The organism is Thiocapsa sp. (genome assembly GCF_011390875.1).
Taxonomy (GTDB): domain Bacteria; phylum Pseudomonadota; class Gammaproteobacteria; order Chromatiales; family Chromatiaceae; genus Thiocapsa.
On the sequence record NZ_JAABRP010000158.1, the window covers coordinates 1 to 12,126 of the forward strand.

Genomic DNA, 12,126 nt, shown 5'->3' on the forward strand with positions numbered 1-12,126 from the left:
CCCAAACTCGATGGCTACGAGGTTGCTCGGCGGCTTAAGGGAAACGCGCTGCTGCGTCGCACGCCGCTGATCGCGGTGACGGCCTTCTCGATGTCGGTCGACCGCGAGAGGGTCCTCGAGGCGGGTTTCGATGGCTATTTTTCAAAACCGATCGACGTCGAGCGCTTTGTTGCCGAGCTCAAGCAGTACATCCCCCCGGCCCTGCGCGCTGCGCCGCGCAGCGGGGCGGCTGACGGGGTCTAAACCATGGCGCGCATCACCGTCGTCGACGATATCGCGGTCAATCGAGATCTTCTCGTTGCGCTGCTCACGCCGTTCGGTCATCGGATCAGCGAGGCCGCCGACGGCGCCGCCGCCCTTGAGCTGGTGCGCGAAGAACAGCCCGATCTGGTGATCTGCGACATCCTGATGCCGCAAATGGATGGCTACGAGCTCGTGCGCTGCCTGCGCGCCGATCCTCGGATCGCCGCGACCCCGGTGATCTTCTGTTCCGCTCATTTCCTGGAGCCGGAAGCGCAGCAGTTGGCTCGAATGTGCGGTGTGAGCAAGGTGGTCACCAAGCCTTTCGAGCCGCGGGAAATGATCGACGTCGTGCACTGCGTACTTGCGCAAGTCGGCGCTGGCTCGGAGATCCAGAACCCCTTGCGCGACAGCGCGTTCGACCGCGAGCATCTGCGCTTGGTCACCGACAAGCTTGTGCAGAAGGTCGCCGAGCTGCAAGACACCAACGACAAGCTGGCGGCTCTGATCGAGTTCAACCTGCAGCTCGCCTCCGAGCGCGACCCGGAGCGTCTGCTCGATCATGTCTGCCGGGGGGCGTGTGCCTTGCTCGGAGCGCAGTACGGCACGGTGGCGGTTCGCCGGACCGACGGCGCGGTCCTCGCTCACCTCGCTCACTGCGGTATCGACCCGGCCGGTGTTCCGGGGATGGACGCATGGCAGCTCGATGCCGGCGAGCTTGGCCGCGTTTATCGCGACGGCTCGGTTCTGCACCTCAAGCTGCCCCGCGACAGCGCTACGCATCTCGGTCTTCCGGCGGGTTATCCCATCGCTTCAGAGCTGCTCGCCGCACCGGTCAAATCACTGTCGGCGACCTACGGATGGATCTGTCTTCTCGACAACCCGGGTGCCGATGGATTCTCCACGGACGATGGGAAGCTGCTCGGTATCCTCGCCGCCGAGGCCGGGCGCATTTACGAGAACGGAAGTCTGTACGCCGAGCTGAAGAATTACGCGAACGAGCTCGAGGCCGAGATCGACGAGCACAAACGCACCCGAGGCCATCTGGCGGCGTTGTACGGCGTCGCGAAGGTCCTGAATGCGGCGTCGAGCTTGGAAGACGCGACGCAGATGGTTCTCGAGGTGGCATGTCCCGAGCTGGGGTTCTCAGCCGCGACGCTGTGGCGCGTGGAGGAGACCGACGGCAGGCTGCAGTGCGTCGATGTGTGGTGTCGCTCGGCGGAACGCGGCGCCGGGTTTCTCGAGCAGGCGGCGTCGCGCTCGCTGACGTCCGATAGCGGCTTTGCGGTGGATGCGTTGCCGACCGGCACCCCGTTGTGGCTGGCCGATCTTCGGAGCAGCCCGGATGCCCGTAGGCGGCAGGCGGCCGAGCGGTTTGGGATCGGCGCCGGGGGTGCCGTTGCGATCATGGTGGGCGGTCGCGTCACCGGCATTCTCGAGGTCTTCCACGCCGAGCCCGGCGAGCTGGACGGCGCGCTGGCGGCAACGCTCGCGGCATTGGCCGGGCAAATCGGTGCGTTTGTCGAGCGTATGGCACAACAGCAGCGCATCGTGCGACTGACCCGGTTGTACGCCGTCCTGAGCAGCATCAATTCGGCCATCGTCCGGATTCACGAATCGCGCGGGCTTTTTCAAGAGGCCTGCCGCGTAGCGGTCCACGAAGGCGGGTTCGCCATGGCTTGGATCGGCGAGGTGGGGTCGGGGGGCGAAGTGGTCGTCCCGCTCGCGTGGCAGGGTGTCGGCGACGGGATCGGCCCCGACGGACCCGCGCTGAGCGGTGATGGCGTGCTCGGGGCGGATGCGGCGAGGCAGGTCGTGCGCGGGGCAAAGCTCGTTGTCGTCAATGCGCCGGGTGACCCCGACCCCGCGCTCGACCCTGGCCCGCTCGGTAGGCGCGCCCGGGCGCTGCCGCGCCGAGGCTATCGATCGTTGGCAGCGCTGCCGCTGACGGTCCAGGCCAAGGTCGTCGATGTCATGGTGATCTTCGCGAACGAGCCCGATTTCTTTACCGGCGAGGAGCGGGAGCTGCTCAATGAATTGGCCAACGACATCTCCTTTGCACTTGAATTCATCGCCAACCAGGACCGGCTGGCCTATCTCGCCCATCACGACGAGCTCACCGGATTACCCAACCGTGCACACCTGTTCGAGCATCTCTGCGCCGCGTTGCAGGCCGCGCGGCATCATCCGGCCGACCGGGTCGGGGTGGTGGTGTGGGACGTCAGCCGCTTTCGCAACATCAACGACACCTTCGGCAGACAGGTCGGGGACAAGGTGCTCCGGGAGCTGGCACGTCGCCTCGCGGGCGCGTGGCCCGAGGCGTGCGAGGTGGCGCGCATCGGCGTGGATCAGTTTGCGGGGGTGATCAGCGGTGATCACGAGATTACCGAGATCGCGCACCTAATCGAGAATACCGCGGGCAGTGTCCTCGATGAGCCGGTCGTCGTCGGCGATCACGCGCTGCACATCACCGTCTCGGCCGGCATCGCTTTGGGTAACGGCCGCGACGAGGATGCCGATACACTGATCCGCAATGCCGAGGCCGCCTTGCGCAAGGCCAAGGGTTCCGGTATCCGCTATCGGTTCTACGGACCCGAGATGAATGCGCTGATCGCCGAGACTCTGTTGCGCGAGAATCGGCTGCGCCAGGCGCTCGAACGCAACGCGTTCGTGCTCCATTATCAACCCAAGGTCTGCAGCATCAGCGGCGATGTCACCGGCCTGGAGGCGCTGCTGCGCTGGAACGACCCTGCCGACGGCTTGGTGTACCCGGCCTCGTTCATCCCCATCCTCGAGGAGACCGGGATGATCATCGAAGTTGGGTTGTGGGCGATCCGCAAGGCGCTTGCAGACACCCGGATCTGGCAGGCGGCCGGCCTCGACGGGTTGCGCGTCGCGGTCAATGTCTCGGCCCTGCAGCTGCAGCATCCGGGTTTTGTCGATTCACTGAGGCGGGTGACGGAGGAGTTCGGCGATATTGCCGGCCGGCTGGATCTGGAAATCACCGAGAGCATGGTCATGGCCGATATCGAAGCCAACGTCTCGCGTCTGGCCGAGGTCCGCCGCATGGGCATCGAGATCGCCATCGACGACTTCGGGACCGGCTATTCCTCGCTCAGCTACCTGGCCAAGCTGCCGGTCCATGCGCTGAAGATCGATCGCTCATTTGTCGCAATCATGGACACGACGCCGGAGAGCACGACGATCGCCACCACCATCATCTCGCTCGCTCATGCGCTCGGTCTGAAGGTTATCGCCGAGGGCGTGGAGGAGGAGAATCAGGCAACCTCCCTGCGGCGGTTCAAGTGCGACGAGCTACAGGGCTACCTGATCAGCAGGCCGCTGCCGTTCTTGCAGGTCGAGGACTTCGTGCGCGCGCGAGTGTCCTGATCCCGTTCGCTCGAAGGGTGGTAGGGGCGGTTTAATCGGCTCGCGGAGCGGCAGGGGCTTGAGCGACCGCCTCGGGGCCTTCGACCAATTGACGAACGATGTCGCGACATTCGGCGGCATTGCCGATCCACGCCAGGCCGGCCTCGGCGGGCACCGCGCCGCTTTTCTCGCGGATCTTCGCGATCGTGGCGGCGATCAGCGCGTCGATCTGCGCGGGATCGGTCACCAGACCCCTCTCTTCGGCAGTCTCGATCGCCAGGCAGGCACCGGCCTGGGATCCGATCACCAGTCCGCTCGCGGCACCCAATCCGGCACCGAAGCCAAGTGCTAGGAAACCTCCGACGGCGCTTCCGATCAAGAGAAAGATCAGGGCGAGGATGAATGTCTTCATTGACGTCTCTCTATGAGAAATGAAATGTCGGAGGCTGCGGATGGCGCCGGCATGTCAGCGCCCGCTCGCGCCCCATTGCCAGATGCTCTCCCCGCGCGGTAAGGAGACCTCGCCCAGCGCGTCGAAGCGTCCGGTCAGCCCTTCGGTGTCGATGCTCCCCTTGAACCCGATCTCCCCTTCGACGGGGTGGACAGCCGAGAAGGCAACGCCGTCATCCTCAATCGCCAGGTCGACGAGCTGAGGTCGCGTCGGTAGGCCATCGGCGAACTGCACCAAGGCGACGTAAGCGACCCCGTCATCCTGATCCTGGACATGAGGCAGGATGAAGACCTCGATGCCGATCAGCTCCCCTTGCTCCACCGACGGCTCCATGTTGGAGTAGATGCCTTGGAGCTTCGGCGTGTCGGCGGCCGCGCAGATGACGGCAGAGCCCAAGAGTGCGACGGTTAAGCCTATGAGGCTCAGGCAAGGGTGTCGAGAGTGCATCGGCGTTGTCCTGTCCACGTGGTCGGCGGCGACGGCGATTTGAGCGCGTCCGGCCTCGAAGTGTCGCCGACTGAGCGGGTGCCGACAAGAGTATCAGGATTCTTCCCACGTCCATGTTCGCCTGTCCATCCTCTATCCGTGCCCTGCCGGGTGCCTCTCGAAGCCGTGCTTCGACGGTGTTCTTCGTCGTGTTGCTCGGCGTGTTCGGTCAGCCCTGCGCACACGATCGTCCCGCGTATCTGGCGGCCGAGCGGGCGCTCCAGGCGAATGACCTGGAGACCTTCGATCGTCTTTCCGCAGGTCTCGTCGAGCATCCGCTTTACCCGTACCTGCGCTTCGCTGTTGTGACGCAGGACCTCGCGGCGACGTCGGATGAGGAGATCGAGCGCTTTCTGACTGATTTCCCGCAGACCCAGCTCGCCACCCGGCTGCGCCTGGCCTATCTGGCGCGACTCGCGGCGGCCGAGCGTTGGTCGGATTATGCGCGGATCTACCGGCCGGACAGCGCCCCCGAGCGGCGCTGTCTCTACCTTCGCGCACTCATCGAGACGGGGCGTCGCGACGAGGCGTTGGCTCGGGTCGAGCCGCTGTGGTTGTCGGCCCGGTCACAGCCGGATGCCTGCGATCCAGCCTTCGCGGCCTGGCGCGATGCCGGGGGCCTCACCACCGAGCGCATCCTGCAGCGCGTCCGTTTGGCGATGGAGGCGGGCGAGCGCGGCGTCGCCGGCTATCTGGGCGGGCTTCTTCCGGATACGGACAAGCACCTCTTTGCGGCGTGGCGCGCAGTCGACGCCGATCCATCGCTGGTCCTGGAACCGACGTTCATCGAGGAAGGCCATCCGCAACGCGCCGCGATCCTGGCCCATGGCCTGGTTGGTCTGGCACGTCGATCGCCCGAGACGGCCGGCGACGCGTTGATGTCTCTTCAAGACGTTGTGCGCGCGGATGGGGCGGCCTCCGATCGCGCCCATGCGGCGATCGGACAGGCGTTGACGCGTGCCGGGGATCCGCGCGGGCTCCTGCTCTGGGACGGCCTGCGCGCGATTGAGCGTACGCTGACCGAGCAAGAGGCTCGTCTGCGCGCGGCGGTCGCCCTGCGTGACTGGGAGCGGGTCGTGGAGTGGGTCGCTCGGATGCCCGAGGGTGGCGTCAAGCGTGACCGCTGGCTCTACTGGCAAGGACGCGCGGAGGCCGAGCTCGGGCGTGGCGAGGTCTCGCGCGCGACCCTGGCGCGGGCCGCCGAGGGACGCAGTCTCTGGGCCTTCCTTGCAGCGGATCGGTTGGGGTTGCCTTATCGACTCGACCATGCCGCAACACCCGCGGAGCCCGAGCGGATCCGGGCTCTGGCGAGCGGCTCCACCTTCGCACGCATGCGTGAGCTGAGCCGACTGGGTCGGGAGACGGACATGCGCCGCGAGTGGCGCGAGCTGATGGAGCATCTCGACGGCCCCGACCTGATGGCGGCCGCCTACGTGGCCGACGTCATGCGCTGGCACGACCAGGCCATTCAGGCATCGGCACGCTCCGGATACTGGGACGACATGGCGTTGCGCTTTCCCCTAGCGCATCGCTCCCTCGTCGAGGAGCAGGCATGGCAGCGGGGCGTGGAGCCGGACTGGATCCTCGCCGTCATTCGGCAGGAGAGCGTTTTTGCCGGCACTTTGGCCTCCCACGCCGGTGCGATCGGTCTCATGCAGCTGCTGCCCGGGACGGCCCTGGAGGTTGCGCAAACACTCGACCTGGATCCGCCATCGCGGTGGGATCTGCTCGACCCCTCCGTCAACATCACGCTCGGCAGTGGGTACCTCACGCGCATGCGCGATCGTTTTGGTCACGTCGCCTTGGCCACGGCGGCCTATAATGCCGGCCCGGCGCGTGTTGCGCGCTGGCTGCCGGACGCCTGTCTCGAGGCCGATCTTTGGATCCTGTCGATCCCCTACCTCGAGACGCGTCGCTATGTCGAGCGTGTCCTCGCCTATCGGGTGATCTACGGCGAGCGTCTGGGCCTTCCGCCGACACGCCTATCCGATTGGCTCCCTCCCGTGCCCGGCACGGATTTTTTCGAGTCCTGAATGAAACACTGATGTCGAACGCCTCCCGTTCTTCTCTCGCCTGTATCGCGATCTGTCTCTCGCTGGCGGTCGCGCCCGCGCTCGCCGATACGCGCTCGGCGATGGCCGATGCCATGGTGCGCATGATGGAGGCGATGGGTCTCTTCGGCGCCGCCGGAGGTGCCATGTCCGGCGGTTCGCCGGGTATGCCCAATCCCATGGGCATGTCCGGATGGCCTTCCGGGTTCGGGGCCATGCCGGGTGTTCCGGGCGCGGGGACGATGCCGTTCCCCGGCGGGTCGCAGATGGATCCGACGGGTCAAATGGGCCAGATAGGCCAAATGATGGAACGCTTCAATCCAGGCAGCGGCATGGCCGGCGCGATGCCTTGGGCGATGGGTCCGCTGGAAGGCGTTTGGGAAGGCAGCGACGACGGACTGCTGATCGTTCAGGGCGCACGCTACCGCATCTATGCGCCTTTGAACGGCTACATCGACGGGGACATTCGCATCAGCGGAGATCGGGTCGAGCTGACCAATCGGCGCGAGAGCTTCAGTCAGGAGTTCGAGTATGCCTTGGATCAGGGCCGCTTGGTCTTGCGTGATCGTCAGGGTCAGATCTATCTCTATCGCCGCCTCGTTCTCGAGGGCGGCTGAACCGCGTCCGGAACGTATCCGCAGTGTCTTCGTGAATCGGGACGCCGAGGAAGCCAAAGACCTCGGTAAGACGCGGTTCAGAAAATATCGAAAAACTTAAACCGCGTCGACTCCGACGCCGCGAGCCGAAACGAAGCAAAGCCCACGCGCAGGCATTGCATGTGGTACCGGACGCGGTTTAACAGGCTAAGCGCAGGGCGATCAGCAACAGAAACACCCCGAACAAGCGCTTCAACAGGGCAACCGGCAGCCGATGCGCCAAATATGCGCCCAAGGGCGCGGCCGGCATGCTGGCGAGCAGGATCGCCCCTACGGCAGGCCAGTACACGAAACCGGTGCTGGCCTCGGGCAATCCCTCGCGGCCCCAGCCGACCACCATGAATCCGATGGCACCGGCGACTGCGATCGGCAGACCGCAGGCGGCCGAGGTCCCGACGGCCGTGCGCATGTCGATCCCACGGTTGCCGAGAAAAGGCACCGTCAGGGTGCCGCCGCCGATTCCGACCAGCGCGGAGAGCGTCCCGATGCCTCCGCCCGCGGCCCACATTCCCCTGGGGCCGGGCAGGGTGCGCTCATGCTGAATCTTGCGGGGAACCAGCATGCGGATGCCGACATAGGTCAGAAAGGCCGCAAAGAGACGGGTCAGCCAGAGTTCGGGGATGATACCCGCCAGGGCTGCGCCGAGCCAGGCGCCGAGGACGATGCCGGGTGCCAGTCGGGCGACCAGATCCCAGCGCACCGCGCCGCGCCCGTAATGTGCATAGGTCGACGCCGCCCCCGTCCCGACGATGGCGGCAAGCGAGCTTCCGACGGCGAGATGCGGTATCCACTCGGATCCCATGCCGATCTGTGTGAACAGCAGGATCAGCGCCGGCACGACGATCACGCCGCCGCCGACCCCGAAGAGACCGGCAAGCATCCCGGAGGCGACGCCGATGGCGAGGTAGGCTAGAAGCTCGAGCACTGGGTTCCGCCCTGAACGAGCGAAGGGCCGGTTGGCCGACGGGCGGCCGCGGCAGGCTTTGAAATGGTTCCACCACTAATGGTTGAATAGCGCATTGCGCGTCCCGCATGACCTGTGCCAATGTCGCACCCGGCTACCGGGCTCACCTTGATCGCGACGGAGTCAATCCATAACAGCTGTGAATGTCATTGGTTATTTAGTTTCCTAAACCGCGTCTCGCCAAGTTCGCACGTCGAGGCGAGGCCCAGCCCTCATGAGCGCGACAAAGAGCCAACCGGGACGCGGTTTAGTTCCGACCACGGGCGCCGAGACGCCCCAGACGAGTCACGACGACATCATGAGACATCCGTGCATTTGTGTCATTGGGGGAACCGGCTTCGTCGGTCGACATCTCTTGAATCGCCTGTCCGGTGCCGGATATCGGACGCGCGTGCCGACGCGCCATCCCCATCGCTATCGACACCTGCGGCTCGTCCCGGGCTGCGAGCCGGTCGAGCTCGATGAATGGAACGAAACCGGTTTGCGCGACCTGATGGCCGGTTGCGATGCCGTGGTAAACCTGGTCGGCATCCTCAACGAGGGAGGCGGGCGCACCTTCGAGCAGACCCATGTCGGGATGGTCGAGTCGACCACACGCGCTGCGCTCGCCGCCGGTGTCGGCGCATACCTGCAGATGAGTGCGCTGAATGCGGACCCGGCCGGTCCGAGCGAGTATCTGCGCAGCAAGGGCAAGGGCGAGGCGGTGGCGCTGGCGGCGGCCGAGCAAGGACTGGCGGTGACGGTGTTTCGTCCGTCGGTCATTTTCGGGCCGGGCGACGGGCTCTTCAATCGTTTCGGATCGCTGCTGCGTCTGCTGCCGGGTCCCTTCCCGCTGGCCTGTGCCGACGCGCGATTCGCGCCCGTCTATGTCGGCGATGTCGCGACCGCCATGCTTCGCACGCTTGAGGATCCGGCGAGCCGTGGACAGATCTATGAACTGTGCGGACCGCGCACCTTCGCCCTGCGCGATATTCTGACCTACACGGGCAGTCGCATCGGGCGCAAGGTCCGGGTCGTCGCCCTGAGCGATCGTCTCGCGCGTCTTCAGGCGCGTATCTTCGAGAGGCTTCCGGGTAAACCCTTCAGTACGGATAACTATCTGTCTCTTCAGATCGATAGCCTCTGTCGGGACAACGGGCTCGGTCGGCTCGGCATCGCGGCGACCGATGTGGACGCCGTGGTGCCCGGTTATCTCAATTAGCCGCCGGAGCACGGATTCGGGTCGGCCGAACGATTCGGGCGATCCGGGCCATCGATCTCATGCTTTACGTCGATAAGCTGCTCAGCCAATTAGCCTATCCGCTCGGGCTCTCCATCGTGTCGGCGGTGCTGGCGCTCGCACTCCTGATTGCGGGCTGGCGTCGCTCCGGACTCTTGGCCCTGTCGGTTGGGATCCTTTGGCTCGCTCTCTGGTCGATACCGATCGTCTCGGACGGATTGAGACTGTCGCTGGAAGGTCGGTTTGCGCGTGAGCCGGTTGGCGCCTTACCGGCTGCGGATGCCGTCGTCGTCCTCGGCGGCGGCATCCGCGGAGGCCCGCCCGAGTGGCCGGATCCGGATCTCGGGCGCGCGTCCGACCGGGTTTGGCATGCGGCGCGAATCCATCATGCGGGAAAGGCATCGCGCGTCATCGTCTCGGGCGGCTCCATGCCTTGGGCGGGCGAGCGCCGCAGCGAGGCCGATGCGATGCTGCGCTTCCTGGCCGATCTAGGCGTCCCGCGCGATGCGATCCTGCTGGAGGGACGCAGCCGAAATACCCGCGAAAACGCGCTCTATACGGCGGAGATCCTGAGCGCGGAGGGCATCGATCGCGTCCTGCTGGTGACTTCGGCCCTGCACATGCCGCGTGCCTTGGCGACCTTTCGCGCGGCCGGGATCGATGCGGTGCCGGCACCGACCGATTTCGAGGTGATGCCCGAGCCGGCTCATTTCATCCGTTGGCTCCCGGACGCCGAAGCCTTGTCCGACAGCACGCGTGCCCTGAAGGAGTATGTCGGATGGTGGGTCTACAGGTGGCGAGGCTGGGCCGAGTCATGAGCCCGCCGATCATCGAGGGTCGGCGATCGAGCGATCCATCGCGACCGTAACCGGCATGAGCGGAGCTCGGGCGCTGAGATCGACTAAGCGAATTCGTTTGACCAGCTCAATTCATTGGAGATAACGATGAAACGGCATGTTTTGATTGCGTCTTTCCTTGCGGTTGCGGTGCTCGCCGCGCCTGCGCAGGCGTTGGACGGCGGGGTCGAGAGTCTGCGCGAGACCGGTAAGGCGTTCGCCTCCGTCGGTCGGGCGGTGTCCCCGTCCGTGGTGTTTATCCGAGTCGAGGGCCAGCGCGCGACGAGCGCACAGGCACCCCTCTCGACCCCCTTCGGCGATGCGCTTCCCTTTGGCGACGAGTTCTTCAAACGGTTCTTCGGCGAGGCTTTTCCGGGCATCCCGCATGGCCAACCACCCCAGGCTCCGCCCAGCGAGCCGCGCACGATGGGGCAGGGCTCGGGTTTCGTGTTCGCCGCACAGACTGGTTTGCTTGCCGACAAGACCTACATCATGACCAACAATCACGTCGTCGAGGGTGCCGAGCGGATCCGCGTCACCTTTCAGGACGGGCGTGAATTCGATGCCGAGGTGACCGGCCGTGACCCGCAGTCCGACGTGGCCGTCATCGAGATCAAGACCGGCGGCCTGCCCGCACTCGCCATGGGCGATTCGGCGAAGCTCGAGGTCGGTGAATGGGTGGTCGCGATCGGCAATCCCTTCGGACTGAGCCACACGCTGACGGTCGGCGTGGTCAGCGCGACCGGGCGCACCAGTCTGGGCATCAACGACTACGAGGATTTCATCCAGACGGATGCCGCCATCAATCCGGGTAACTCGGGTGGGCCGCTCGTGAATCTCGACGGCGCCGTTGTGGGCATGAACACCGCTATCTTCAGTCGCAGCGGCGGCTACATGGGCGTGGGTTTCGCCATCCCGATCAATCTCGCCAACGCCATTGCGAACCAACTGATCGAGCAAGGCGAGGTGACCCGCGGTTTCCTCGGCATCGTCATCCAGCCGCTGACCGCGGAGCTGGCCGAATCCTTCGGGATGCAGCAGGGCGAGGGGATTCTGATCGCGCAGGTGACGGAAGACAGCCCGGCGGGGAAGGCCGGTCTGCGTCAGGGCGACGTCATCGTTGCCTTCCGCGGGGAGCCCGTGACCGATGTCGGCAACTTCCGCAATCGGGTCGCGTTGACCCCGCCGGGGAGCAGTCAGGAGCTGACCATCGTGCGCGAGGGGCAACGGCAGGCACTCAGCGTCACCATCGGCACGCTGAACGCCGAAGCGCTCGCATCCTCCTCGCCTACCCAAACCAGCGAGGAGCTGGGGCTTACCCTGCAGACCCTCACGCCGCAGCTCGCCGAGCAGTTCGGCGGTCAGCCCGGCGAGGGTGTTTTGGTCACGGAGGTGAAACCCGGATCCATCGCCGCCGTCGCGGGCATCGAGCCAGGCACGTTGATCCTGCAGGTCAACCGCGAGTGGGTGAAGAGCGTTGCGGACTTTCAACAAGCCGTTAAGGCAGGGCGCGAGTCCGGTCGGGTGCTGCTGCTGGTCCGTAAAGACGATATGCAGCGCTTTGTGGTCTTGAGTTGGTAGCTGCACACGGCGGGAAGGGATTCCCGCCGGTCCGGTCCGGGTATGATCCCGGGGCACCTCTAAACAACGCCCTGTCCCGATGCCGGTCGACAACGACGTCGTCTGACGCCGCTGCCGGGTCCATCATCGATAAAGGTGATCGACACAAGTCATCGAGGTGACTTGCGAACCATTCCTGCCGCGATGAGTCTCTCTTTGAAGACCAAGCGCAAACGTTGGTTTTGAAGTCCGCGCCGATCGGGGTTCCGGGAGGCAGTGCATCGGATCTTGTCC

The 12,126-nt window shown here is 65.4% G+C and carries 10 protein-coding genes; 7 read left to right on the forward strand and 3 right to left on the reverse strand.

The features are described 5' to 3' along the window. The coding region (locus tag GPT33_RS13050) for a response regulator (protein WP_296809618.1) at positions 1 to 243 on the forward strand (243 nt) is incomplete at its 5' end. Positions 244 to 246: 3 nt separating this feature from the next. After that, complete coding sequence (locus GPT33_RS13055) at positions 247 to 3,630, forward strand: EAL domain-containing protein (protein WP_296809620.1); 3,384 nt, start codon at positions 247 to 249, stop codon at positions 3,628 to 3,630. 31 nt (positions 3,631 to 3,661) lie between these two features. Here GPT33_RS13055 and GPT33_RS13060 read toward each other — a convergent pair whose 3' ends face one another. Together GPT33_RS13060 and GPT33_RS13065 are read right to left on the reverse strand one after the other, a co-directional pair. Beyond that, on the reverse strand, positions 3,662 to 4,021 hold the full coding sequence (locus GPT33_RS13060) for a hypothetical protein (RefSeq protein ID WP_296809622.1): 360 nt from the start codon (positions 4,019 to 4,021) through the stop codon (positions 3,662 to 3,664). 54 nt (positions 4,022 to 4,075) lie between these two features. Continuing rightward, positions 4,076 to 4,507, reverse strand: a complete 432-nt coding sequence (locus tag GPT33_RS13065; protein ID WP_296809623.1) for a hypothetical protein — start codon at positions 4,505 to 4,507, stop codon at positions 4,076 to 4,078. A 113-nt stretch (positions 4,508 to 4,620) separates the two neighbouring features. Here GPT33_RS13065 and GPT33_RS13070 point away from each other — a divergent pair, with 113 nt between their 5' ends. Continuing rightward, a complete protein-coding gene (locus tag GPT33_RS13070; protein ID WP_296809625.1) occupies positions 4,621 to 6,579 on the forward strand; it encodes a transglycosylase SLT domain-containing protein in 1,959 nt (652 codons plus the stop codon). 11 nt (positions 6,580 to 6,590) lie between these two features. Further along, a complete protein-coding gene (locus tag GPT33_RS13075; protein ID WP_296809627.1) occupies positions 6,591 to 7,214 on the forward strand; it encodes a hypothetical protein in 624 nt (207 codons plus the stop codon). A 178-nt stretch (positions 7,215 to 7,392) separates the two neighbouring features. Here GPT33_RS13075 and GPT33_RS13080 read toward each other — a convergent pair whose 3' ends face one another. Then, positions 7,393 to 8,178: a sulfite exporter TauE/SafE family protein gene (locus GPT33_RS13080; RefSeq protein ID WP_296809628.1), complete on the reverse strand. Its 786-nt coding sequence runs from the start codon at positions 8,176 to 8,178 to the stop codon at positions 7,393 to 7,395. A gap of 337 nt (positions 8,179 to 8,515) precedes the next feature. On the opposite strand from GPT33_RS13080, the gene GPT33_RS13085 reads away from it, so the two are divergent. The 3 genes from GPT33_RS13085 to GPT33_RS13095 all read left to right on the forward strand — a co-directional run bounded on the left by GPT33_RS13085 (position 8,516) and on the right by GPT33_RS13095 (position 11,853). Continuing rightward, on the forward strand, positions 8,516 to 9,418 hold the full coding sequence (locus GPT33_RS13085; protein WP_296809630.1) for a complex I NDUFA9 subunit family protein: 903 nt from the start codon (positions 8,516 to 8,518) through the stop codon (positions 9,416 to 9,418). A gap of 59 nt (positions 9,419 to 9,477) precedes the next feature. Beyond that, entirely contained in the window at positions 9,478 to 10,254 is a 777-nt protein-coding gene (locus GPT33_RS13090; protein ID WP_296809632.1) for a YdcF family protein, read from the forward strand. 126 nt (positions 10,255 to 10,380) lie between these two features. After that, positions 10,381 to 11,853, forward strand: a complete 1,473-nt coding sequence (locus tag GPT33_RS13095) for a DegQ family serine endoprotease (protein WP_296809633.1) — start codon at positions 10,381 to 10,383, stop codon at positions 11,851 to 11,853. The last annotated feature ends 273 nt before the right edge of the window (positions 11,854 to 12,126 follow it).